This window comes from Dokdonia sp. R78006, assembly GCF_042466145.1.
Lineage (GTDB): Bacteria > Bacteroidota > Bacteroidia > Flavobacteriales > Flavobacteriaceae > Dokdonia.
Window position 1 is genome coordinate 2472220 of the sequence record NZ_JAXHBU010000001.1, and the last position, 23256, is coordinate 2495475.

25 protein-coding genes are annotated in these 23256 nt (G+C 37.4%); 12 read left to right on the forward strand and 13 right to left on the reverse strand.

Annotation, left to right across the window (positions count from 1 at the left end):
• The first annotated feature begins 28 nt into the window (after nt 1–28).
• A complete protein-coding gene (locus tag SJY37_RS11020; protein WP_298324213.1) occupies nt 29–1030 on the forward strand; it encodes a carboxypeptidase-like regulatory domain-containing protein in 1002 nt (333 codons plus the stop codon).
• A 120-nt stretch (nt 1031–1150) separates the two neighbouring features.
• On the forward strand, nt 1151–2791 hold the full coding sequence (locus SJY37_RS11025; RefSeq protein WP_298324217.1) for an ABC-F family ATP-binding cassette domain-containing protein: 1641 nt from the start codon (nt 1151–1153) through the stop codon (nt 2789–2791).
• Between the two features lie 35 nt (nt 2792–2826).
• On the opposite strand, the gene SJY37_RS11030 is transcribed toward SJY37_RS11025, so the two are convergent.
• The 10 genes from SJY37_RS11030 to SJY37_RS11075 all read right to left on the reverse strand — a co-directional run bounded on the left by SJY37_RS11030 (nt 2827) and on the right by SJY37_RS11075 (nt 10353).
• Nucleotides 2827–3207 (reverse strand): nuclear transport factor 2 family protein, encoded by a 381-nt coding sequence (locus tag SJY37_RS11030; protein ID WP_298324220.1) that lies wholly within the window; start codon nt 3205–3207, stop codon nt 2827–2829.
• A gap of 10 nt (nt 3208–3217) precedes the next feature.
• The gene (locus tag SJY37_RS11035; protein ID WP_298324223.1) at nt 3218–3727 is read right to left on the reverse strand and encodes a VOC family protein; all 510 of its coding nucleotides are present in this window, start codon (nt 3725–3727) and stop codon (nt 3218–3220) included.
• Nucleotides 3727–5160: an amidohydrolase gene (locus SJY37_RS11040; RefSeq protein WP_298324225.1), complete on the reverse strand. Its 1434-nt coding sequence runs from the start codon at nt 5158–5160 to the stop codon at nt 3727–3729. The genes SJY37_RS11035 and SJY37_RS11040 overlap by 1 nt, the downstream gene beginning before the upstream one ends.
• A 67-nt stretch (nt 5161–5227) precedes the next feature.
• Entirely contained in the window at nt 5228–5599 is a 372-nt protein-coding gene (locus SJY37_RS11045) for a hypothetical protein (RefSeq protein ID WP_298324228.1), read from the reverse strand.
• Between the two features lie 213 nt (nt 5600–5812).
• Entirely contained in the window at nt 5813–6199 is a 387-nt protein-coding gene (locus SJY37_RS11050; protein WP_298324231.1) for a hypothetical protein, read from the reverse strand.
• Between the two features lie 202 nt (nt 6200–6401).
• Nucleotides 6402–7139 carry an SDR family oxidoreductase gene (locus SJY37_RS11055; RefSeq protein ID WP_298324234.1) on the reverse strand — a complete coding sequence of 246 codons (738 nt, stop codon included), beginning with the start codon at nt 7137–7139 and terminating at the stop codon, nt 6402–6404.
• On the reverse strand, nt 7132–7539 hold the full coding sequence (locus SJY37_RS11060; protein WP_298324237.1) for a DoxX family protein: 408 nt from the start codon (nt 7537–7539) through the stop codon (nt 7132–7134). Before SJY37_RS11060 ends, SJY37_RS11055 begins: the two co-directional genes overlap by 8 nt.
• A gap of 156 nt (nt 7540–7695) precedes the next feature.
• Nucleotides 7696–9006 (reverse strand): deoxyribodipyrimidine photo-lyase, encoded by a 1311-nt coding sequence (locus SJY37_RS11065; RefSeq protein ID WP_298324239.1) that lies wholly within the window; start codon nt 9004–9006, stop codon nt 7696–7698.
• A 110-nt stretch (nt 9007–9116) separates the two neighbouring features.
• Nucleotides 9117–9815: an SDR family NAD(P)-dependent oxidoreductase gene (locus tag SJY37_RS11070; protein WP_379953067.1), complete on the reverse strand. Its 699-nt coding sequence runs from the start codon at nt 9813–9815 to the stop codon at nt 9117–9119.
• A 28-nt stretch (nt 9816–9843) separates the two neighbouring features.
• On the reverse strand, nt 9844–10353 hold the full coding sequence (locus SJY37_RS11075) for an SRPBCC family protein (protein ID WP_298324243.1): 510 nt from the start codon (nt 10351–10353) through the stop codon (nt 9844–9846).
• 323 nt (nt 10354–10676) lie between these two features.
• Between SJY37_RS11075 and SJY37_RS11080 the strand changes: the two genes are divergently transcribed.
• Both SJY37_RS11080 and lpdA read left to right on the forward strand, forming a co-directional pair.
• The gene (locus SJY37_RS11080; protein ID WP_298324245.1) at nt 10677–11522 is read left to right on the forward strand and encodes a DUF2911 domain-containing protein; all 846 of its coding nucleotides are present in this window, start codon (nt 10677–10679) and stop codon (nt 11520–11522) included.
• Nucleotides 11523–11690: 168 nt separating this feature from the next.
• The gene (lpdA, locus tag SJY37_RS11085; RefSeq protein ID WP_144783724.1) at nt 11691–13088 is read left to right on the forward strand and encodes a dihydrolipoyl dehydrogenase; all 1398 of its coding nucleotides are present in this window, start codon (nt 11691–11693) and stop codon (nt 13086–13088) included.
• A 90-nt stretch (nt 13089–13178) separates the two neighbouring features.
• On the opposite strand, the gene SJY37_RS11090 is transcribed toward lpdA, so the two are convergent.
• Nucleotides 13179–13850 (reverse strand): hypothetical protein, encoded by a 672-nt coding sequence (locus tag SJY37_RS11090; RefSeq protein WP_298324249.1) that lies wholly within the window; start codon nt 13848–13850, stop codon nt 13179–13181.
• A 58-nt stretch (nt 13851–13908) separates the two neighbouring features.
• On the reverse strand, nt 13909–14496 hold the full coding sequence (locus tag SJY37_RS11095; RefSeq protein WP_298324251.1) for a YgcG family protein: 588 nt from the start codon (nt 14494–14496) through the stop codon (nt 13909–13911).
• A 245-nt stretch (nt 14497–14741) separates the two neighbouring features.
• Between SJY37_RS11095 and SJY37_RS11100 the strand changes: the two genes are divergently transcribed.
• The 3 genes from SJY37_RS11100 (at nt 14742) to SJY37_RS11110 (ending at nt 17485) form a co-directional block, all read left to right on the forward strand.
• Complete coding sequence (locus SJY37_RS11100; RefSeq protein WP_298324253.1) at nt 14742–15794, forward strand: heme A synthase; 1053 nt, start codon at nt 14742–14744, stop codon at nt 15792–15794.
• 42 nt (nt 15795–15836) lie between these two features.
• Nucleotides 15837–16358, forward strand: coding sequence for a hypothetical protein (locus tag SJY37_RS11105; protein WP_298324255.1), 522 nt, complete (start codon nt 15837–15839; stop codon nt 16356–16358).
• Nucleotides 16359–16429: 71 nt separating this feature from the next.
• The gene (locus SJY37_RS11110; RefSeq protein WP_298324257.1) at nt 16430–17485 is read left to right on the forward strand and encodes a nucleoid-associated protein; all 1056 of its coding nucleotides are present in this window, start codon (nt 16430–16432) and stop codon (nt 17483–17485) included.
• A 75-nt stretch (nt 17486–17560) separates the two neighbouring features.
• Here the strand turns inward: SJY37_RS11110 and SJY37_RS11115 are convergent, their stop codons facing one another.
• On the reverse strand, nt 17561–18631 hold the full coding sequence (locus SJY37_RS11115) for a hypothetical protein (protein ID WP_298324259.1): 1071 nt from the start codon (nt 18629–18631) through the stop codon (nt 17561–17563).
• 97 nt (nt 18632–18728) lie between these two features.
• Here SJY37_RS11115 and SJY37_RS11120 point away from each other — a divergent pair, with 97 nt between their 5' ends.
• From SJY37_RS11120 to SJY37_RS11140, 5 genes are all read left to right on the forward strand, one after another.
• Entirely contained in the window at nt 18729–19622 is an 894-nt protein-coding gene (locus SJY37_RS11120) for an ABC transporter ATP-binding protein (protein WP_298324261.1), read from the forward strand.
• Nucleotides 19623–19630: 8 nt separating this feature from the next.
• Entirely contained in the window at nt 19631–20473 is an 843-nt protein-coding gene (locus SJY37_RS11125; protein ID WP_298324263.1) for an ABC transporter permease, read from the forward strand.
• Nucleotides 20474–20728: 255 nt separating this feature from the next.
• Complete coding sequence (locus SJY37_RS11130) at nt 20729–22087, forward strand: DEAD/DEAH box helicase (RefSeq protein ID WP_298324264.1); 1359 nt, start codon at nt 20729–20731, stop codon at nt 22085–22087.
• 8 nt (nt 22088–22095) lie between these two features.
• Entirely contained in the window at nt 22096–22887 is a 792-nt protein-coding gene (bla, locus tag SJY37_RS11135; protein ID WP_298324266.1) for a subclass B1 metallo-beta-lactamase, read from the forward strand.
• Nucleotides 22888–22932: 45 nt separating this feature from the next.
• Complete coding sequence (locus SJY37_RS11140; protein WP_013752448.1) at nt 22933–23187, forward strand: CDGSH iron-sulfur domain-containing protein; 255 nt, start codon at nt 22933–22935, stop codon at nt 23185–23187.
• The last annotated feature ends 69 nt before the right edge of the window (nt 23188–23256 follow it).

The following is a 23256-nucleotide window of genomic DNA, read 5'->3' on the forward strand; positions in this document are numbered from 1 at the left end:
AATAATATGTTGTCGTAATTTATATCTTATGAAAGTAGCTAGTTGTATTGTCTTTTTTCTTTTTGCGATAACAATACACGCTCAAGATGTAATTACAGGAACACTACTAGCTACACAAGACGGTCTTGCCATCGAGAATGCCTCTGTCTATTTTAATAATACCACAATTGGCGCTATATCTAATGCGCAAGGAGATTTCAAAATCACTAGAGATAATGCGATACAAACCGAACTTATTATAAGTGTTTTAGGTTTTGAGACGCTTATTATCCCCCACAATCAACTAGGCTCTTTAGGAACGCTTTACCTCAAGGAAAGTATCGATTCACTAGATGAGGTAATATTAGATGATGATACATGGTCAAGAGAACGTAAAATGAGGGCTTTTAAAAAGCACTTTATAGGTTCTGTATTAAATACAAAGGATGTCAAGATTCTTAATGAGAAAGATATCCGGTTGAGATATAGTGCTACTAACGGAATGCTATATGCAGACAGCAATGTGCCTATTAGGATTAGAAATAAAAACTTAGGGTATCTCGTATCTTATGATCTCATGGACTTTGAGGTTACTTATGAGAAAAGTCTCAACGGATTTAATATGGCGAGCAAGTCCTATTTTGTGGGTACTGTGTTTTTTGAAAATATTAAAGAAAAAACGAGACGTAAGATTTTAAAAAATAGAACTGCAGAATATAAGGGCTCACTACTTCACTTTTTAAGAGCGCTACGCGATCATAAATTAGTAGAAGAAAAGTATAGAGTTTTTCTAGGCAGTTATGAGACTGCTCCGTATGCGCCTTTTAAAATAATTGCTATAGATAAAGGGCATGAAGTAACCCTTCTTGAAGAAGATATCCAGATTCTTTATAACCAAGACGAGCAATCAAAACTTGAAGCTACAGCTTCATTTTTTATTGATTCATTCGGAAATCACAGTCCTGTTGATGTATTGTATACAGGAGGTGCGATGGCAGCACGTAAGGTAGGAGCAATGCTACCTCTCACGTTTGAACTAGCAGAAGAATAGTATGCTAATTTTTCATCTTTTCGCTTAGATTTATATTTAAAAATTACGCTTTCGCGAAAGCGTACTAATCTTCACACAGCACCACTTAATATAGTATTTTTGCAATCTTAAATTTATATTATGATTGCAGTAGATAACCTTGCCGTTGAGTTTAGCGGAGACACACTTTTTGCAGATGTTTCTTTCTCTATTAATGAGAATGATAAAATTGCCCTCATGGGTAAAAACGGAGCTGGTAAGTCTACCATGATGAAAATTATCGCAGGAGCGCTAAAACCTACTCGCGGTAATGTTCGAACTCCAAAGGATGCAGTCATAGCATATTTACCACAGCACTTACTTACAGATGATGATTGTACGGTAATGGAGGAGGCTTCTAAGGCGTTTTCTACTGTTTTTACAATGAAGGAGGAGATGGCTCGTCTTAACAAGGAGCTTGAAACTCGCACAGATTATGAGTCTAAGGAATATATGGACATCATCACTAAGGTGACAGATCTTGGCGAGAAGTTTTATGCGATTGAGGAGGTAAATTATGAAGAGGAAGTTGAAAAAGCATTAAAAGGTCTTGGTTTTAAACGCGAAGATTTTACAAGACCTACTAGCGAATTTTCTGGAGGATGGCGCATGCGTATTGAGCTAGCCAAAATCTTACTACAAAAACCAGATCTTATCTTACTGGATGAGCCTACAAACCACGTAGATATTGAGTCTGTGATATGGTTAGAGGATTTCTTGTTGAATAAGGCAAAGGCAGTGGTTGTGATCTCTCACGATAAGGCGTTTATTGATAATATTACAAATCGTACGATAGAGGTGACGATGGGACGCATTTACGATTACAAAGCAAATTACTCGCACTATCTTGAGCTACGTGCAGATCGTCGTACGCATCAAATCAAAGCCTACCAAGAGCAGCAAAAGTTTATTGCAGATAACCAAGCCTTTATAGATCGTTTTAAAGGAACATATAGTAAAACAAATCAAGTCTCTTCTCGTGAGCGTATGCTAGAAAAGCTTACCATCATTGAGATTGATGAGGTAGATAACTCGGCACTAGCATTGAGATTTCCACCGGCGCCTAGGTCTGGAGATTTTCCTGTAAAAGTGAAAGATCTTACTAAGAAGTATGACAATCATACGGTCTTTAGTAGTGCAAATATGGATATCGCTCGAGGCGAAAAAGTGAGCTTTGTAGGTAGAAATGGCGAGGGAAAATCGACGATGATTAAAGCCATTCTTGGCGAAATCGAGGTAGAAGGTGCTTGCGAACTAGGACATAACGTAAAAGTGGGTTATTTCGCCCAAAATCAGGCTGCTTTATTAGATCCAGATCTTACCGTTTTCCAAACGGTAGATGAGGTTGCCAAAGGCGATATGCGCACGCAGATTAAAAATATATTAGGTCGCTTTATGTTTTCTGGAGATAATCTAGATAAAAAGGTAAGTGTACTTTCTGGAGGAGAAAAAACACGACTAGCAATGGTGAAGTTGCTTCTTGATCCAGTAAACTTATTAATACTGGATGAGCCTACAAACCACCTAGATATTAAGTCTAAAGATGTTTTAAAAGAAGCACTACAAACCTTTGATGGAACACTTATCCTTGTTTCTCACGATCGTGATTTTTTACAAGGACTATCTAAAAAGGTATTCGAATTTAAGGAGAAGCGAGTTATTGAACACTTTGAAAGCATTGACGATTTCTTAAAAAGAAACCGTATTGAAAATCTTAAGGAAATAGATTTAATAAAGTCTTAAGTCACTCTAGGCAACGAGCGACTTAAGACCTGATTTTAATACATCGTATTTGGGTTTGCAGATGTTTTTGGAATTTGCTGGATAGCATCCCAGTGTTCTACGATTTTTCCGTTGGTGTCAAATCTAAAAAAGTCCATCGTGATGTATTGATCATCGTCTGGCCATATTTGATGCGTGTGTAAGGAAACAAGGTCACCCTCGGCAATGGCGCGTACAAAGTTAATTGACTTTTCTGGATACTCAGCCTGCATTCTTTCAAAGTAGGAAATGAATCCTTCGGTTCCATTTTCGACGTCGGGATTGTGCTGTATATATTCATCACCTACGTATAAAGAAACCGCCTCTCGCGGATTTCCCTCATATGCCATTTTGTAAAAAGCGATGGCATTTTCTTTCATGGTTTCGGTTTTAGACATGATGTGGTTTTTAAAGATTAAACTGATTACCGTCATTTACTTCCACCCAATATCCATCTGGATCTTGGAAGTAGAGTTGGCGTACCTTATCAGGACGTGTTGAAATTTGGCTAGCACTTCCTGGCCAGTCATAGTAGTTGAGGTTTCTTTTTTCTATGCTTTCGCGAAAGCGGTCAAAATCACCTACAGCAAGTGCAATGTGAACTCCTTTAGGTATTTTCTTATCAAGGCTATCTACTTCAATGATATGTAATTCTTGCGATGATCCTAGTCTAAACCATCTTATATGCGGCTGCTCTGTACCATCCTTAATTTCCTTCAAACCAAAGACCTCTTGATAAAAAGCGACACTTTGATCTAAATCTGCAACATTTATGGCATAATGATCTATCGCAACTTGAAATCCTGACGCTGAGTCTAGATTAGTGGGTGTTGTTCTTGTTTTTTCTACACAAGAGTAAAAGCATAACGCAGTAACTACAATAGCTACTGCGTTTGTAAATAATTTGTTAGCCATCATTATTTCCCTTGGTTTACTGGAGGTGGCCCTGCTGGTACAATCGCTTCGTACACGGCATCGCCTTTACGTTCTTTATATTCTGCTTTGACTTCTTTTACAAGCGTAGGATCTTCAAAAAGATCAAGCATCGTCATACTCATTGCTTTACTGGCATATGTCATTCCTTTGTGACCAATAGACATCCCGCCACAAGCAACGACAGCCCATGAGTGCCACGGTGTATCCTTAGGAGCAGTGGTAACGCCAAGGTTAATGTTTGCAACATTCCAGCTCACATCACCTACGTCTGTACTACCGCCACCTGGATTTTCTCTAGTCGCTTCAAGTGGTTTGATAGCACTATCCATTCCTACTTGAGGCTTTCCAGTTACTTCTTGAATTTTTTTACCAAAGGCAATTTCTTCTGGCGTATAATTTATAGGCCCTAGAAGCTCAAGATTGTTTTGCATTACTGCTCCACCAGTTCTATTGACGAGTACTTCATAAATCCCAGAAATAAGAGACACTTTATAATCTACATCGGCAAGGATGGCTGCGCCTTCTACCATTTCTTGTAAGCGTTCATACACGGGCATCATACCTTTGCGTTCTGTGTCGCGCACGCGCATCCAGAGACGCGAGTAATCTGGTACTACATTTACTACTTGACCACCATCTTGTATGTGGTAGTGCATTCGTACGGTAGGTTTTACGTGCTCACGATAATAGTTTACACCTGTTGTATAAATTTCAAGTGCATCAGAGGCAGAGCGTCCATTCCATGGATCTGCACTTGCATGTGCTGCTTGACCAAAGAATTCTATTTTAAAATCTACAAGCGCAAGAGAGCTTTGTACATCTGCTTTCATTTCTGCTGCTGGATGCCAAGAAATATTTACATCTACATCATCCCAAAGACCTTCACGCACCATCCATATTTTCCCAAAGAACTTTTCTTCAGATGGTGTTCCCATAAATTTTACGGTTCCTTTGATTTTTCCGGCTTCTATTTGTTCTTTTATGGCAATGGCAGCACCTAAACTCGCTGCGCCAAACATATTATGACCACAGCCATGACCAGGCTCGCCTTCGTTAAGCGGATTCTTTGTTGGCTCTGTCTTTTGAGAAAGTCCTGGCAGTGCATCAAACTCTCCCAAAACACTAATTACAGGGCTTCCAGATCCATACGTAGCAACAAAAGCTGTAGGCATTCCTGCAACGCCACGATCTACTTTAAATCCATTTTTCTCAGCATAACTGGCTAGAATTTCAGCCGACTGGGTTTCTTCAAAAGCAGTCTCGGCGATAGACCATATTTCATCAGAAATGCGGATGAGTTCTTTTTCATGTTTTTCAACAGAGGCAATTACTGCTTGTTTGTTTTTTGATAGTTTTTGAGCAGAGACGCTTAGCGTGATCATACTCAAAACGTAGAGGAGTGTCAATTTTTTCATTAAAGTCTAACATTTTGGTTGGTAGCTTCTAAGATACACAAAATCAAAACTCCAGAAAATGATATCGTTACGACAGGTTAGTGTTTATCACTCCATACCATAATACTGCAGCCCACGCCCAACATATAAGAGTGTATATCACTCTCAGAATATGTACAGAATGTAGTTTGCTGCGTAGAAAGTGCCAAGCAAGTCCAGCCCAGATAAAGCCAAAAGACCAAAACATCCCAACACCTATAGTTGCTGGCCATACCCAATCGCCTGTCCAGTCATTGAGAGTAGGATAGGAGGTAAAAAAGAATGAAACGGGATAATAGAGCAATGCACCTAGAATTCCCATACTAAAGAGTCCCATAGGAAGTATTGCTACAAAAGCTATAATAGAGAATCTAGTAGTGTATGATAAGGACTTCCAGAAGGCGAGTATGGATGCTAGCATGGTTGATTGTTAGCTACTAATATATGAAAAGTAGGCTTTCGCGAAAGAATAATGAAAGAAGGTTACGGTAACATGCTAGAATTATTTGCAGTTATGTTTAATCCTTTTAAGGAAGCCATTACTTGTTATAAGGGTAAACCTAAATTATTTAAAGTTTGAAATTAGCTTAGCTCTAGCAGGGTTGGAGTACGGATATTTAGTCTAACGGATGTTTTATTTCAAAGTACTTTCAAAAACTCCTATATATTCTAAAATCTCAGTTGATTTTAATTTAGATTTTTGACTATTTATTCCCTTTTCAAATATTAAAACAAGTACTTTCTTGTCTAGTTCTGTTTTTAAATGTTTTATGCTTTCTGGGTTTTGTATCACTCCATATAGATATTCAAATTTGTTACCCTCAGTAATTGTTTCAATAAAATCTCCATCCAAATAACAGTTTAAATCAGATTTCATTTTCCATTTTGGATTACTATTTTCCCATATTTCGTAATCTCTATCAGATACAGATTCATCAGGTTCAGGTTCCCAATATGATTCAGTATAAGATGTCGCGTCTTTTCTAGTTTTAAACTCTCCTAAAAAAACGTGTACTTTCATATTTTTGATATTTTTCTCAAATTTATGTACAATAGCCCATGATATAAAAGAAATACAATTCCTAATAGCTAAAGGAATTCCTGATTCTCTTCAACGTCTAGTCTCGTTTATTCGATCAAAATATACAATGAATTGGCATAGAGAGCGTAGCGTTCAAAAAGGTGTTTGCAACAAGCACATTTTCGCGAAAGCGAAAAGAATGCTATACGATACCACCATTTGTGTATAGCACTTGGCTAGACACCCATTTTGAGTCATCGCTTACCATAAAGAGAACCGCTTTTGCAATATCTTCTGGTTGTGCAAGTCTGTTAAATGGGGATTTACTTTTAAGTTGCTCTATAAAGTCGGCAGATTTGCCTTCTAGAAATAAATCGGTTTCTGTTGGGCCAGGAGCAATACAGTTTACAGAAATTCCGCGTCCTATCTCTTGACTTACCACTCGCGTCATTTGCTCAACAGCTGCTTTGGTTGCTGAGTAAATAGCGTAGCTAGGAAGCATCATTTTTGTAGTACTGGATGAAAAATTAAGGATAGTTCCGTTGTCAGAAAGGTCGTGGTATGCGCGTTGCATTGTGTTAAATACACCTCTCACATTTACATCAAATTGTGATGTAAAATCATCTTGCTCAATAAGTTGAAAAGGCTTGTTTTTCATGATACCTGCACAGTTGATAAGCACATCTACTTTGCCGTAATGAGCAATGGTTTTATCAAATAACACCTGTACATCTTCTGGATTACTTACATCTGCTTTTATAGCAATCGCATCACCGCCGTTCTCTTTGATAGTTTCTAATGTTTTAGAAGCCTCTTTGTCGCTTGATGCATAATTAATGACCACTTTTGCGCCATGTGCTGCAAGTAGTTTTGCTGTCGCGCTGCCTATACCTTTTGACGAACCTGTGATGAGTATTACTTTATTTAGTGAATTAGTCATGGTTTTCGGTTTTAAGTGTGTAGGTATTAAGAAGTTGGTACACAGCAATTATAAGCAAAGCTATGGCAATATATACGAGCATCATTTTAGGCTCGGGACGTATTAAATATTCTGTGAGTAGTCCACCTAGCATTGTTCCCGTTAGTAGTAAATATCCTAAAATATGAGTAACCTCTCTTTTTCTTGTAAGCGTAAGCGAGAGAATAAGTAGTATAGCCGTTATTAACTCTACAAACCCCGTCACGTATCGCGCGATGTTGTTTGGGATTCCTATTACCTCATTAAAATTAGAAAAACCTTTAACGCTTTGCTCAAGGCTTATCAGTTTTGGTAATGCAAAATAACCGATGGCTAGTATGGTTATAATCGTGAGTATATTTGCTATGGTTGTTGTTTTCATAATAATTTTTGAAACAAATCTCTAGTAAGTACGAGACGCGTCAAAAGTAATTATGTGTTCTTTATGAAAATTTTAGCAGCGTTGTTAAACCTATATTCTTTTTGTAAGGTTTTTTGAAATTTGCTGTTTGTGTCGTTACGCTTTCGCGAAAGCATACTAAGCCACCGCCTCCTTATACGTCTTTAAACAACGCTCTCTAGCTTCTTTATGATCTACCATTTTCTCAGGATACTTATCTGTGTCATGCTCTGGAATCCACTTTGAGATGTATTCTTTTTGCTTGTCAAATTTATCCACCTGCGTCATAGGATTAAATATGCGGAAGTAAGGTGCTGCATCCACACCAGAACCTGCTGCCCATTGCCAGTTTCCTACGTTTGAACTCATGTCGTAATCCAGTAGTTTTTCGGCAAAATAAGTTTCTCCCCACCTCCAGTCAATAAGTAAGTGCTTACATAAAAAGCTCGCCACCAGCATACGCACTCTATTGTGCATGTATCCCGTAGTGTTTAGCTCGCGCATACCTGCATCTACTAGTAGATAACCAGTCTCGCCATTTTTCCACTTCTCAAATTCTTCTTCGTTATTACGCCAGTCTATACGGTCATATTTTGATCTGAAGGCTTTATCCTTTGTATGTGGGAAGTGATACAGAATTTGCATAAAAAACTCCCTCCATATGAGTTCGCTCCAGAAAATCTCATTAGTTTCTGCGATGGCTTTTTTCATCATTTTACGCACACTCATCGTCCCAAAACGCAAGTGCGGCCCTAAATGTGAGGTGCCATCTTGTGCAGGAAAGTTGCGTGTATCTTCATAATTCTGGATAAGAGTAGGAGTGACGTCATACTCAGGAACCTCAATAGATGATTTTTCAAACCCCATGTCTGATAAACTTAGATTAGGCAGGCGACTGTGTTCTATAAGATTGTTGAGATGTTGGGAAGTGTAGTGTATGGTAAGATCTTTAACAGCATCAAAGCGTTCTTTCCATTTGTTCTTAAACGGTGTGTAGACTACGTATGGATCGCCATCGCCTTTAACCACCTCGTCTTTTTCAAAAATCACTTGATCTTTAAAGGTTTTGAATTCAATATCATTTTCTTCTAGCAATGATGTAATCGCCTCATCTCTTTCCTTTGCATACGGCTCATAATCGCGATTTGTAAAAACCGTAGCAATCTCATAATCTTTACTGAGCTGTGTAAATACCTTTTCTGGCGTATCGTAATACATGGCTAGCGAACTACCATGCTCATCTTGCAAGGTGCTGCGCATTTTTTGTAGCGTTTCAAAAATGAACGTAACACGAGCATCATCTTTTGGTAATTTGTCAAGAATTTCTTTGTCAAATATAAAGATAGGTAGCACCGGGAAGTCACCTTTTAGTGCTTCAAGAAATCCTACATTATCATCTAATCGTAAATCACGACGAAACCAAAAAATATTTACTTTATTACTGCTCATAGTTGTTGCATAAGAAAGCTCAAAGATACTAATCGCATCTTTGAGCCTTGTGATAATGAGTTGCACGCTCTTGCGAAAGCGTACTACCCATAATTAATAAATGTAGGGGTTTAATTTACGTTAAGCGTACTCATTCCTCCATCCACGCCTATCACTTGCCCAGTGATCCAAGAGCTCTCATCGCCTAATAAAAAGGCTGCGATGTTTGCAATGTCTTGGCTAGTACCTACGCGTTTAAGCGGGTGACGAGCGTCCATCATTTCTTTTTTCTTGTCATTGCTCAATAATCTTTTGGCAAGAGGAGTATCTGTAAGCGATGGAGCAATCACGTTTACTCTAAGCTTAGGAGCATACTCGGCTGCTAGTGCTTTTGCAAAACCTTCAATAGCGCCTTTTGCAGCGGCTACACTCGTGTGGAAAGGCATACCTACCTTAACCGCTACGGTACTGAAGAATACTAGACTCGCTTGCTCAGACTTCTTTAAATGTTCCATAACCTGATGCACCACTTTAATCATGCTCAAAAAGTTAATCTCTAGGTCTTCTCTAAAAGTATCCACACCTAGCATTTTAAAAGGCTTAAGGTTGATAGTCCCTGGGCAGAATACAAAACCATCGATATGATCCGGCAGCTGGCTCAAATCTAGTTCGTCTTTTTCTGTGTCATACTCGATGTAATTTACATCAAGATTTCCAAGATTTTCATTAGTACGCGATGCTACGTATACTGTGTGATCGTGGTGCAGTTTGCTGGCTATTTCAAAACCAATCCCGTGACTTCCTCCTATTAATAGTATGTTTTTGCCCATAGTGTTATATGTTATTGTGGTGATGCAGTTATGCGATTATATCTTGTTTTAAAGTTGTTGTTGTTTCTGTGGGAGCTTTATAAACTCCAAATTTTTCTTCAAGGGCTTTCTTTCTATATTCAAAAATCTCATCAAGCTTAGGTTGTACTAGATAGGGATGTGCTAGTCTACCTAAGAATCCTGCGGGTACTGCATAGTCTACAATATCTTCCATCTCTACACCACCCGGTATTGCTTTGATAAAGTGCTTGTGGTGCCATAATGCATATGGACCATATTTTTGCTCATCTACAAAGTACTCTCCTTCCTTTACACTTATAATTTCTGTCACCCATTTCATTTTAATGTTAGAAATAGGAGTCACCGTATATTGTATAAGCTGTCCTGCATACACAGGTCTATCTGCACCAGATAAGATATTAAAGTTCATATACGATGGCGTGATGGTACCTAGGTTACGAGCGTTTGATAAGAAATTCCAAGCTTCCTCCACCGTGATGGGAACATTTTGCTTGGTATGTATTTGATAGATTTTCATAGTCGCTTTATTGAGAGTTTAAAAATACAATCAAAATGTTTAATTACAAGTACTAAAAGGTTAAACAAAAATTAAATTAAAATAATATATCATTTTGACGCATTATTATATGAGTACCTTATTTAAAGAGTAAAGCAGACAGAAGCATCAAGAGTAGCGGCACACACTAAATACATATATGGAAAGAAACGGTTTTAAGCCATTTAAGAGAATGCGCTGATATTAAGATTTTGTTAACACTTACCCCTTTATAACGCCTTATTTTTGTGAGAGACTTTTTCGCGAAAGCGTTAAAAATCACATTAACTAAAAAAACAACAACAATGAAAAAATTACTTTTTGTAGCTTTCTTAGGTCTTATGACTGCGGGCGTTACTGCACAAATTGACACTCCAGCACCTAGCCCAGCGGCCAAAGTGATGCAAGTAGTAGGTCTTACAGATGTTACATTAGAATACTCACGCCCAGCAATGAAAGGACGTACCATTATGGGAGATCTAGTGCCTTATGGTGCAATGTGGCGTACGGGAGCAAATGCAAATACTACGGTAAGTTTTTCTACTCCAGTAACCGTAGGAGGGAAGGAACTTAAAGCAGGTTCTTATGCTGTATTTACTAAGCCTACGCAAGATGCATGGGAAGTTTATTTTTATAATGATACAAGCAACTGGGGAACTCCAGCTACTTGGGATGATAGTAAAGTAGCAGCTACGTTTACAGCAAAAGTACAAATGAGTAACATGGTTGCAGAGTCATTTACTATGGGAATCAACCACATTACTAACGAGGGTGCACACTTAACAATGCAGTGGGATAAAACGTTTGTTGCAGTACCTTTTAATGTACCAGCAAACGAGACGGTAATGGCTCAGATTGATAAAATCATGGCTGGACCAGGAGTAAATGATTATTATGCTGCAGCAGTATATCTTTCAAGCACTGGTCAATCTCTAGAAAAGGCAAATACGTACATGGAGAAAGCAATGTCTATGACTAAGGAGCCAAAATTCTGGCAACTACGCCAGCAGTCTTTATTACTTGCAAAAGTAGGTAACAAGAAAGGTGCTATCAAAGCTGCACAAGCATCTCTAGAAGGAGCAAAGGAAGCAAAGAATCAAGATTATGTAAAAATGAACATGGACTCTCTTAAAGAATGGGGAGCAATGTAAGTTGTACTTTTTCGCTTTCGCGAAAACAGGAAAGCCCTCACTAGAGGGCTTTTTTTATGGAAAATTAATACTTGTCGTTATGATGAGTTTATACAAAAAAAGGAGTCTTGTTTATGTTTTAAACTACTGCTCATATTTGTATCTTTGAATAACTTTTAAAAATAAATTATGAGTTCATACGATGTAGCCATTATAGGCTCTGGTCCTGGAGGATATGTTGCAGCAATACGCTGTGCACAACTAGGAATGAAAACTGCAATTATAGAAAAATATAGTACACTAGGAGGAACTTGCTTAAACGTAGGTTGTATTCCTTCTAAGGCACTTTTAGACTCTTCTCACCACTACGAAGACGCCATAAAACATTTTGAAGATCACGGAATAGATGTAGGCGAAGTAAGCCTTAATCTTGAGAAAATGATCTCGCGTAAGCAAGGCGTTGTAGATACTACTACAAAGGGTATCGAGTTCTTGATGGGTAAAAATAACATAGACGTTTATCAAGGTGTAGGATCTTTTAAAGATGCTACGCACATCAATATTGCTGGTGAAAAGAACGAAACTATTGAGGCAAAAAACACCATTATTGCCACAGGTTCTAAGCCTAGTACATTACCTTTTATCACATTAGATAAAGAGCGTATCATTACTTCTACAGAGGCGTTAAAACTTCCAGAAGTACCTAAGCACTTAGTTGTAATAGGTGGAGGAGTAATAGGTCTTGAACTTGGTCAAGTATACAAGCGTCTAGGCGCAGAGGTAACCGTAGTAGAGTATATGGATCGCATCATCCCTACTATGGATGGCGCGCAAAGTAAAGAATTACTTAAAGTCTTCAAGAAGCAAAAAATGAAATTTGCTCTTTCTCATGGTGTTACTGCTGTAGAGAGAAATGGAGATGAGGTAACTGTAAAAGCGACAGATAAGAAAGGTCAAGAAGTTGAGTTTAAGGCAGACTACGTGCTTGTAGCTGTAGGACGTCATGCTTATACAGATGGTCTTAATCTTGATGCTGTAGGTATCAAGACAGATGAGAGAGGAAAAGTTGAGGTAAACGAGCACTTGCAAACTAATGTATCAAACATTTATGCAATAGGTGATGTGATTAAAGGAGCAATGCTTGCTCACAAAGCTGAGGAAGAAGGAACACTTGTTGCCGAAATTATGGCAGGTCAAAAACCTCACATTGATTATAACTTAATTCCAGGTGTTGTGTACACATGGCCAGAAGTTGCTTCTGTAGGTAAAACTGAGGAGCAACTTAAAGAAGCTGGTGTAGCATACAAGTCTGGACAGTTCCCTATGCGTGCATTAGGACGTAGCCGCGCAAGTGGTGATACCGATGGATTTGTAAAAATCCTTGCAGATAAAACTACAGATGAGGTACTAGGAGTACATATGGTAGGAGCTCGTGTAGCAGATCTTATTGCTGAAGGTGTAACCGCAATGGAATTCCGTGCAAGTGCAGAAGATATTGCACGCATGAGCCACGCACACCCTACATATGCAGAAGCTGTAAAAGAAGCAGCACTAGCTGCTACGGAAGACAGAGCGTTGCACGTGTAATCACAATATCAAATTATAGAGTACCAAAAAACCTGCTAGTGATAGCAGGTTTTTTTCGTTTGTGGGGTACTTCTCTATATAAGAAAGTACTTATAAGTTATTCAACTTATTTATGTCATAATCATACTTTCTACATTTTTCATAAATCCAAATTTGAGACTGCTCTATTATTGAGTCAACCGTTTTATTCATCCAAATTGAAGACCCCAATTTTTCTTTATCTGGAATATTATTGTCGTGAAAGCCTATTGAAAAGTTAAGGTTTTGATTTTCATTTTTATTAATTTGATAAGAAGAGTAAAAATGAGCCTTTTCTAAATGTATAAATGAATTTCCTGCTTTGTAAATACTAGATACCCATTCCATATTTTGTACTTTAGAGAGTTCTGAGTATAGAAAAGCGTCACTCAATTTTTGATTAGTACCATTAAATTTCATCTTATTTATTTGTTCACCTTCCATCACTTTTGAAGCATAAGTATTTCTATCATATTCTGAGATTATTGATGCGTAAATTCTTAATAAAGTGTCAATATTTATTCTTATTAAAGGAGCTGCAGATATGAAATTATTTTCCCTCATTAAAGTAGTGTAGCCTTTAGAAATGTTAACTGTTCGATTTAGGGCTACTATTAAAAAAATATCAAACGCTTCAACCTTCGAGCTTATAGCTGCTAATTGTTTGCCCATATTGATTAAAGCTTTTGATTTGTTGTCAATTTCAGTGAGTAATTGATTTTTAGTGAGATTAAGGTAATTCATTTGAATAGTTTTTTTAAATCAAAAGTGTTTCTAGTCTAATTATTCATTTTCTGATAATTCATAACCACTTACTTTGTAAGGCTTGTACTCCCTTCTCTATTCCCACGTAATAGTCACCTCGTCTAAATTCTGGAATGATTGTGGAGTCAATAATTTCTTTACAGATTTTATCTGTTAGAATTTTTTCAGTTCCATAACCTGTTGTAATCCTTATTTTTTTCAAGTTTTTACTCATCACTATGAGTAATCCATTGTTAGATTTCGCTTTTCCGATTCGCCATTCATTCCCTAAATCTGTCGAAAAATCTTTTAGATTATTATAAGGTGTAATTGAATCGATAGTAACAATTATAATTTCTCGTGAAGTAGTTTTTTCGTAATCATTTAAAATCTTAGTTAAACTTAAGTTTTGCTCTTCACTGAAGATACCTTCATAGTCTGATAGCACACCTAAAGGTGCCGGAAAACGAAGTAAGTTTTCTCTGCTAGGTGTACTTACTTTCTTGCTTGAACTCTCATTGCTTTCATTCCATACTCGATATGAATTATAGGCTGCTAGTGGTGCGCCTATAAGATTAGGAAGAATGTACGACGCAAAGAAAAATAGGAAACCAATGATTCCAATTACAGTTATGGCCTTTCTCATTTTTGATTTTATAATGATTTAAACTAACAAAGACATTAAGTCTTATTATGCTCAATTTTAAGTTATTGTTTAAATATACAGGCTATCAGAGTTTGAAATCACTATGTTTTTACTTTAGTTTTTATGGTTTATTAACATTGTAGTTTCTCTTACTATATCTTCCCAATTTTCAACTATTTTGAACACCAAACGAGATTTAAAATAAGGTCGTTTTGTATTTTTGCACCTCTTAAAAATGAACACTTATGTGGTACAGACGCCTTCTTAAAATATCCATTATATTTTTATACTTAATTATCATTGCTGGAGCAGTGGTACGTATGACGGGAAGTGGTATGGGGTGTCCAGACTGGCCGCAGTGTTTTGGGTATCTGGTGCCGCCTACAGAGGAGAGTGAGCTGCGATGGGAGCCTAACCATCTGTATGAAGATGGACAAGTAATCATACTAGAGGAATCATTGCGTATTGCTCCTACAGATTTTACTTCTGGAGATTCTTATAACGAAGCAAACTGGGAGACGTATGAGAAGCATGATTATGCTAGTTTTAATGTGTGGCATACGTGGATAGAGTATATAAACAGGCTTGTAACTGCACTTGCAGGAATCCCTATGTTACTCATGGTTATCCTGGCTTTCTGGTATTGGAAAGGTAATAAATGGCTCATTTTTGCCACGTTCATGGTGTTACCTCTCATGCTTTTTCAAGCGTGGCTTGGTAAGCAAGTGGTAGATTCAAATTTACTTCCCGTGAAGATTACCATTCACATGATAGCGGCGTTATTTATTGTAGCCTTATTGTTATTCTTATGGTGGAAATCTCAGATAAAGGAAGGTGTACAGGATACGCTTTCGCGAAAGCGTATTTATGACCCACGTTTTAAAAACTTAATAGTCATAGCAAGTTTACTCACACTTGTGCAGATAGCACTGGGAACGCAAGTGAGACAATATGTAGATGAGCGCGTTGCCGAAGTAGGCTATGAGGCTAAGAGTTTGTGGCTGGATCCTGCAACTATATGGTTTTATGTGCATAGATCTTTTTCTATCCTTGTGACGCTATTGAATCTTTATATTTTTTGGCGTAATAGAAGCTTATTTTTAGGTCATACTAAGTTGCTTAACTGGGTGCTTATTTTTATAGGTCTTGAGGTAGTAACTGGGATTGCTATGTACTACATAGATTTTCCATTTGGTACGCAACCTTTACACCTTGTAGTGTCGTCATTATTGTTTGGCGCACAATTCTACGTATTGTTAGAAAGTTTCCCAAAAAGGGAAGCCCTCTCTCCTGCGTAGTTGTTTAAAACCAATTATCTTTACCATCTTAAAATTTTTACAATGATTTACCGTTTTAGAGCAATTCTAGACACAGAAGAAGACGTTTTTCGCGATCTTGAAATTGAAGCAACAGATACTTTAGAAGATTTACATAATGCTATAAATCAGTCTTTTGGATTTGATGGAGCAGAGGTTGCCGCTTTTTACTTAAGTGATGAAACCTGGATGCAAGGAGAGGAGTTTGCACAATTTGATATGGGAGAAGGTGAGAGCCAGCTACGTATTATGAATGAGACTTCGCTAGATGGTCTTTTAGGAGAACATCAGACGCGTCTTATCTATGTGTATGACTTTTTAAATATGTGGCGTTTTCTAGTAGAACTGGCTGAAATTACAGAGCCAGAAGATGGCATGACGTATCCTAACTTGATGTATGTACAAGGCCAAGTGCCAGATCAAGCGCCAGAGTTTGAGATAGAAGATCAGGAGCTAGGAGCAGAGGACGACGATGATGATGAGTTTAATGACGACTATAACATCGACGATTTTGACGATCTTAGTTTTGATGAAAACTGGAACTAGTTTGCTTTAAATTTTACGTAGTACCTTGAGCCTGCTATTGCAAGCTCATAATTAACAACCTATACCTACAAATGATAAACTTATACAGCGCCCAGATAGAATCACTTTCCATTCACCGTATTGGAAATAAAGGTAAAGCAGAAGGGCTTTTTGTATCTCAAGATCCATATCCATTAAGTGATGAACTTACACCACTTATTAAGGAGTTTTTCTTTAAGCCTTTTCGTGAGAAAGAGGAGAATTATTATAAATTCTTCCATGAGCAAGATATAGAGTTTAACACGCTTTTTAGTCTAGCCAAGAAAATATTTGATAATCCAAGTGGTACACACTTACTTTCTGAAGATATCGCAAAGCATCTTTATGCACAAAGTGATCACCCGCATATCAAACCAGGAGAGTTATACATTGTACACTTAGATGGTGTGCAGATTGATAATATTAAAACAGATGCGATAGGGATCTTTAAGAGCGAACTTAAACAGGATTTCTTACAGTTTCGCGAAAGCGGGACAAATCTAGAGATGATTCTTGAGCAAGGGATTAATCTTAACAAACTAGACAAAGGATGTTTGATTTTTAATCATAAAGAAGAGGAGGGGTATAAAGTACTCTCTGTAGATTCTAACCGCTATGATACGAAGTACTGGCTAGAGAACTTCTTAGGCGTAGAGATTTTTGAAGATGAGACTTTCTACACTAAAAAGTACTTGAAGTTCTGTCAAGACTTTGCAAAAGACGTTGTATTACCTGCAGAGGACAAGAAGGAAGAAGTTCTTTTTATGAACCGTGCGGTAAATCACTTTGCAAAGAACGATACCTTTGACGAGTCTGCTTTTATGAATGAGGTGATTGAAAATCCAGATTTAATACCTGAGTTTAGAAACTATAAAACAGAGCAATCTCCAAAATATAAAATAGAGGATCTTACCGATTTTTCTATAAGCAACAAAGCAGTAACAGCACAGCGTAAGAAGATAAAGAGTGTTATTAATCTTGATACTAATATCCAGATAAAACTAGATTTTATCAATGGAGAAAGCGCAGAGAAGTTTGTTGAAAAAGGATGGGATGAAGAAAAACAGATGTACTATTACTTAGTGTACTTTAATAAAGAACAGAAATAGTAATAACCAGTTCTGATATAAAAAAAGCGTAGCACACAGTGCTACGCTTTTTTTATGTCGCTAGTTTTTGAAGCGTTATATATCTTTTATAATTCTCTTTAAACTGATGTCTTCATAGTTACGTTTTACAAATTCTAAGGCTGCTCTCAGTATAGCTCCCATATTTGCTGCACGTCTAAATTTCATATCGTTTGTAAAGTCATAAATATCTGCTCTCAATTGCTTGACATGGTCGCGTGGTGAGATATTATCAGTTGCCATTACTCTAAGTAATCTTGTGAGGCGTTTTTTACCATTTATGATTCGCTTTGCTAGTAAAGCTCTTTCTTCATTGCGATATTGCTCGATAGAGCGGTTGTCTAAGCGCTTTGCAACAAGCCTTACAAGTTTTATATTTTCTTTAAAAATTGCTGGTTGGTAGACTTTAAAATTACCTTCATAACACTGCTGGTCAAAATCTATCGCGCGTATTTTATAACGCACTAGATCAAAATCGTGTGTAGGTATAATTACAAAATTATACGATCTCATGTCTCCTAAGAGCGTAATCATGCAACGTTCATTAAACTTTACAAACTCCTTTGCTATTTGGGCAAGCCCTAGGTCATCACACTCCTTAAGATGCTCATTTATAAATTCGTCACCAGGAATACCGGCAATATGTTCTTCAATAAGAGTGTTTTTATAAACTAAGAAATTAATCCTATTAGGAGAAAGTATATGCTCTAGTTCTAGCCCATAAATTCTACTTGCATCTGCCTGTTTTACATAAAAGTATACATAGTTATTATTGTACACATTTAATACTTTGATGCGAAAAGGCTTAGAGTTTCCAAAGGTGCAGTAGTCTATGCCGGCTATTTTTAAATAGTCAAAAATATTCTCATTACCATCAGAGTGGAGTTGGGTATATATACTTTTGAGATTATATTCAATTTCATTTTGTTCAAACTCGGGATAGTACACGCGTATCCATAGTGTGTCATTATCTTCCTTGTCATAAACAGTTATACCACCAGAAAAGCGTAAAAGATCTTCATAAGAAATAGAAACCTTAGTAGTCCTTCCGTAATTGTCTAAATAAGCAAGGAGCTTCTCATTTACAGGGAAAGAAGGCTTCTTCTTTGACATTAACTTTTTCTCCATAGGGGTGTATGCTTTTTAGTAAAGATACTAAAGGCTTGTAACAAATACCGGAGACAGACGTCTTGTAAACACTAGCAATCAAAAAACAACCAAGATATTGGAAACTATTTTAACAATTAACAATCTCACGAAGCATTACGGCCATGTGAAGGCGGTAAATGATCTCTCGTTTACGATAGAAAAAGGAAACGTGTACGGAATTCTAGGACCTAACGGAAGTGGTAAATCTACGACCTTAGGAATGGTTCTCAATGTGGTAAATCCCACGGCAGGAACTTTTCACTGGTTTGACGGAACAGACACTACACACAATGCCTTAAAGAAAGTAGGAGCAATTATAGAGCGTCCTAACTTTTACCCATACATGACAGCAGCACAAAATCTTGCTTTAGTTTGTAAGATTAAAGATGTTTCACCAGATAAAATTCAAGAAAAACTTACTATCGTAGGTCTGCTAGATCGTATGCACAGCAAGTTCAGTACGTATTCTCTTGGGATGAAACAGCGTCTTGCTATTGCTTCTGCATTGCTTAATGATCCAGAGATTTTAATTCTTGACGAACCTACTAATGGTTTAGATCCTCAAGGAATACACCAGATAAGAGAGATTATAAAAAACATTGCAGCAGGGGGAACTACCATTCTCTTAGCTTCTCACTTACTAGACGAGGTAGAAAAAGTGTGTACGCATGTCGTGATCTTACGTAAAGGAGTAAAACTATATGCTGGACGTGTAGATGCCATGAATGCAAGTCACGGATTCTTTGAGCTACGTTCTGACAATCTTGCGCTATTGAAAACGTACTTAGAGAGTCATTCAGACTTTGAAGAAGTGAGTATAAAAGATGATCTTCTCACGGGGTTCTTAACGAATCCGCTTGACGCGAAAACGTTAAATACTCAACTACACCAGCAAGGAATTGTACTTACGCATCTTGTGAAGCGTAAAGAAAGCCTTGAAGAGCAATTCCTTGAATTAACTAAAAACTAACCAACCAGATGTTACGACTACTTACCATAGAATATCATAAACTCAAGCACAGTAAAACGTCGCGAGTACTCATAATTGGCTATTTCATTTTACTCTCGGCAATAGCATTGCTCGCTTCTATAAAGTTTAATCTTTTTGGAGCCGAGTTCCGCCTGGCAGATCAGGGTATATTTAATTTTCCTTACATCTGGCATTTTAATACCTATGTTGCGGCAATACTTAAGTTCTTTCTTGCCGTGGTGATTGTATCCATGACGGCAAATGAATATAGTAATAGAACACTCAAGCAAAACCTCATAGATGGATTAAGCAAGAAGGAGTTTATACTCTCTAAGTTTCTTACAGTTGTTGTGTTTTCGGCAGTGTCTACCATATTTGTAGCAGTAATGAGTCTTATTTTAGGCTTTGCATTTTCAGATTTTACAGAGGCATCTATCGTTTTCTCTGATATGGAGTACTTACTAGCATTTTTCATCAAGCTAGTTGCATTCTTTTCATTTTGTCTCTTTTTAGGGATACTTATAAAGCGTTCGGCTTTTGCATTAGGATTTTTATTGATGTGGTATTTCTTTGAAGGCGTAGTGCAATTAGTGTGCTTGTTCTTTCAAGAGAAGTATGACATGGAAGGTTTACGCAGTAATGTAACGCAGTTCTTACCGCTAGAGTCTATGAGTAATCTTATAGAACAACCTATTACAAGATTAAACGTAGTACAGTCTGCAGCAAATCAGATTCAGGCAGATGTACTTTCAGATTACACGGTATATTTCCACGAGATTGCCATTGTATCTGTATGGATATTCATATTTATTTATGCAAGTCTTGCCTTACTTAAGAAGAGGGATTTATAAGATTTCGCTTTCGCGAAAGCGTACATACATTAAAGCGCTCACATCATCGTGAGTGCTTATTTTATGTGTTATAGTTTCATTATTGAGACTTAGTATAGTTCTGAAAATTCTATCCCAAAAGAAGATTGCTGATTATTTATTGTGTGACCAAATTCTAAAACGAGGTAATACCCACAAATGATATACTTTTAAGCCGATAATACGCTCTAAAGTACTGTCAATCTTTAAAAAAGAGGTATTTTCGCGTTTATAGCTATGACTTTTAAAGACCTCAATCTCGATAAATTTTTGTGGAATGCCCTAGACGATATGGGATTCACTCAACCTACTCCTATACAGGTGGATGCACTCGCTCCAGTTATGTCTGGTGGAGATGTGGTTGGGATTGCACAAACAGGTACGGGTAAAACCTACGCGTACTTACTTCCTATACTTAGAACACTACCATATTCTCGTCAAGAGAATCCGCGTGTACTTATCCTTGTCCCTACAAGAGAATTAGTGCTGCAAGTGGTAAGTGAGCTAGAAAAGCTTACAACGTACATTGATGTGCGCGTTGCTGGTGTATATGGAGGTGCAAATATTAATACTCAAAAAGCACTTATTGCTCAAGGACAAGATATTGTGGTTGCTACTCCAGGAAGGCTTTATGACCTTGCGGTGAGTAGAGTATTACAACTCAAGAGTATCCAGAAAGTGGTGATTGATGAGGTAGATGTGATGCTTGATCTAGGTTTTAGACCGCAGCTCATGAATATTTTTGATATTCTACCTAAGCGTCGCCAGCATATCATGTTTAGTGCAACGATGACAGAAGATGTAGATGCACTTATAAAAGATTACTTTAGCGCGCCTCAATTTATTAAGGTTGCAAAAAGTGGTACACCGCTAGAAAACATTACACAGATAGGTTATAAAATGCCTAACTTTTATACGAAAGTGAACTTCTTGTTAGAAGAACTTGCATTTTCAAATAAGTATCCTAAGGTGCTGTTATTTGTGCGTGACAAACGTATGGCAGACAGGCTTTATTCAAAATTAGAAGAGGCTTTTCCGGGTGATGTAGATCTTATACACTCAAATAAAACGCAAAACTACCGTATCAATAGTATTAAATCCTTTGCAAAAGGGAAGGTACGTATGATGGTAGCTACAGATGTAATGGCACGTGGTCTTGATATTGATGATATTACACATGTAATCAACATCAACACGCCACGTTTTCCAGAAAATTACCTGCACAGAATAGGTCGTACAGGTCGTGCTCAAAAAGAAGGAGTTTCTATTGTTTTTAGTACTCCAGAAGAGGATGAATACCTAGCAGAAATAGAAGCATTAATGGGAGTGAAGGTTGCTATTCAACCACTGCCAGAAGATGTTGCGATTTCTAAAGAACTAACTCCAGAGGAACGCCCAGAAGCAAAAGAAATTTTTAATCCGCATCGATGGAATAAAAATGATGACGATGCTCCAGGGCCTGCTTTTCATGATAAAAGTGAAAAGAACTCTAAGGTCAATTTAGGAGGTGCTTATAGAAGGGAAATAGCCCAAAAATATAAGAAACCTAAGACTAGGGGAGATAAGAACTACAACAAAAGAAACAAACGTAAATAAGTAAAGAAATGTGTCGACTACTACAGATGTTAGGGATCTGTCTAGCCGTACTACTATTAAACTCCTGTTTTGATAATAGTAAGTATGATCCAGAACCATATGTAAGATCTTTGGAGATCATAAAATTATCAGAACAAGATTACATACATGTATCTTATCTTAAAGATAGTTATGGTGGTTTTATTCCTTGTAATGGTTACATACGTGTAGAAGGAAGCGAAGCTTTTATTTTTGACACACCACTTTACGATACGCTTTCTGAGCAGCTTATCACATTTGTACAAGAAGACTTAAAGGCAACTATAAAAGGGGTGCAAGTGAGTCACTCCCATAAAGATGGTGCTGGTGGTATTAACGCTTTCGCGAAAGCAAAAATCCCCACCTACGCTTCTGCCAAAACAGCAGCATTGCTAGCCAAAGATTCTATAGCTATTAGCAATCCTTTCTCACAAAAAGACAGCATACAGCTAGCTGAAAGTTATGTTGTGATGGAGTATCTAGGACCTGCTCACAGTGATGATAATTCTATTGCATACATACGAGCATCAAATATTTTATTAGGTGGTTGTATGATCAAGCCGCTAGATGGAACAAAAGGAAATCTCGCAGATGCAAATCTTGATGAGTGGTCAAATACGGTAACAAGGTTACAAAGCCATTATCCAAAAGTAGAGCAAGTGATTCCAGGGCATGGTGGTAGAGGAGATAAAGAGTTACTTGACTATACAATTGGTATGTTCCAGAAGAGTAGTGAAGTAATAGGCGATAACGAAGAGACAGTTGAAGTCGCTACAAATTAAAAATATAAATCATCACCACTCTTTGAGGTGATTATCTAATAAATTATGGAAGACAATAAAAAAGTAGCAGGTATTGCACCAATAGCAGTAGAGCTAGAAGAAGGAAAGAAATATTCATGGTGTACTTGTGGTCACTCTGAGAAGCAACCTTTTTGCGACGGAGGACATAAAGCAGCAGAAAGTACGCCTAGCTTACGTTTTGAAGCAGAAAAGACAGGAACAGCATACTTATGTAACTGTAAGATGACAAAGAACCCTCCATACTGTGATGGAAGTCACAAGACGTGTGAAATAGGATAAATTTAACTCATTGTCATTAAAAAGCCCTTAGTATATCTACGATATGCTAAGGGCTTTTTAGTTGGATGA

Excerpts from the sequence above, each read along its gene's own strand:
- SJY37_RS11045 (WP_298324228.1), bottom strand. The coding sequence starts at position 5,599 with ATGCTAGCATCCATACTCGCCTTCTGGAAGTCCTTATCATACACTACT.
- SJY37_RS11030 (WP_298324220.1), bottom strand. The coding sequence starts at position 3,207 with ATGTCTAAAACCGAAACCATGAAAGAAAATGCCATCGCTTTTTACAAA.
- SJY37_RS11090 (WP_298324249.1), bottom strand. The coding sequence starts at position 13,850 with ATGAATTACCTTAATCTCACTAAAAATCAATTACTCACTGAAATTGAC.
- SJY37_RS11095 (WP_298324251.1), bottom strand. The coding sequence starts at position 14,496 with ATGAGAAAGGCCATAACTGTAATTGGAATCATTGGTTTCCTATTTTTC.
- SJY37_RS11125 (WP_298324263.1), top strand. The coding sequence starts at position 19,631 with ATGTTACGACTACTTACCATAGAATATCATAAACTCAAGCACAGTAAA.
- SJY37_RS11070 (WP_379953067.1), bottom strand. The coding sequence starts at position 9,815 with ATGGGCAAAAACATACTATTAATAGGAGGAAGTCACGGGATTGGTTTT.
- SJY37_RS11105 (WP_298324255.1), top strand. The coding sequence starts at position 15,837 with ATGATTTACCGTTTTAGAGCAATTCTAGACACAGAAGAAGACGTTTTT.
- SJY37_RS11110 (WP_298324257.1), top strand. The coding sequence starts at position 16,430 with ATGATAAACTTATACAGCGCCCAGATAGAATCACTTTCCATTCACCGT.
- SJY37_RS11130 (WP_298324264.1), top strand. The coding sequence starts at position 20,729 with ATGACTTTTAAAGACCTCAATCTCGATAAATTTTTGTGGAATGCCCTA.
- SJY37_RS11055 (WP_298324234.1), bottom strand. The coding sequence starts at position 7,139 with ATGACTAATTCACTAAATAAAGTAATACTCATCACAGGTTCGTCAAAA.
- SJY37_RS11035 (WP_298324223.1), bottom strand. The coding sequence starts at position 3,727 with ATGATGGCTAACAAATTATTTACAAACGCAGTAGCTATTGTAGTTACT.
- bla (WP_298324266.1), top strand. The coding sequence starts at position 22,096 with ATGTGTCGACTACTACAGATGTTAGGGATCTGTCTAGCCGTACTACTA.
- SJY37_RS11060 (WP_298324237.1), bottom strand. The coding sequence starts at position 7,539 with ATGAAAACAACAACCATAGCAAATATACTCACGATTATAACCATACTA.
- SJY37_RS11140 (WP_013752448.1), top strand. The coding sequence starts at position 22,933 with ATGGAAGACAATAAAAAAGTAGCAGGTATTGCACCAATAGCAGTAGAG.
- SJY37_RS11040 (WP_298324225.1), bottom strand. The coding sequence starts at position 5,160 with ATGAAAAAATTGACACTCCTCTACGTTTTGAGTATGATCACGCTAAGC.
- SJY37_RS11025 (WP_298324217.1), top strand. The coding sequence starts at position 1,151 with ATGATTGCAGTAGATAACCTTGCCGTTGAGTTTAGCGGAGACACACTT.
- SJY37_RS11020 (WP_298324213.1), top strand. The coding sequence starts at position 29 with ATGAAAGTAGCTAGTTGTATTGTCTTTTTTCTTTTTGCGATAACAATA.
- SJY37_RS11075 (WP_298324243.1), bottom strand. The coding sequence starts at position 10,353 with ATGAAAATCTATCAAATACATACCAAGCAAAATGTTCCCATCACGGTG.
- SJY37_RS11050 (WP_298324231.1), bottom strand. The coding sequence starts at position 6,199 with ATGAAAGTACACGTTTTTTTAGGAGAGTTTAAAACTAGAAAAGACGCG.
- SJY37_RS11100 (WP_298324253.1), top strand. The coding sequence starts at position 14,742 with ATGTGGTACAGACGCCTTCTTAAAATATCCATTATATTTTTATACTTA.
- lpdA (WP_144783724.1), top strand. The coding sequence starts at position 11,691 with ATGAGTTCATACGATGTAGCCATTATAGGCTCTGGTCCTGGAGGATAT.
- SJY37_RS11065 (WP_298324239.1), bottom strand. The coding sequence starts at position 9,006 with ATGAGCAGTAATAAAGTAAATATTTTTTGGTTTCGTCGTGATTTACGA.
- SJY37_RS11080 (WP_298324245.1), top strand. The coding sequence starts at position 10,677 with ATGAAAAAATTACTTTTTGTAGCTTTCTTAGGTCTTATGACTGCGGGC.
- SJY37_RS11115 (WP_298324259.1), bottom strand. The coding sequence starts at position 18,631 with ATGGAGAAAAAGTTAATGTCAAAGAAGAAGCCTTCTTTCCCTGTAAAT.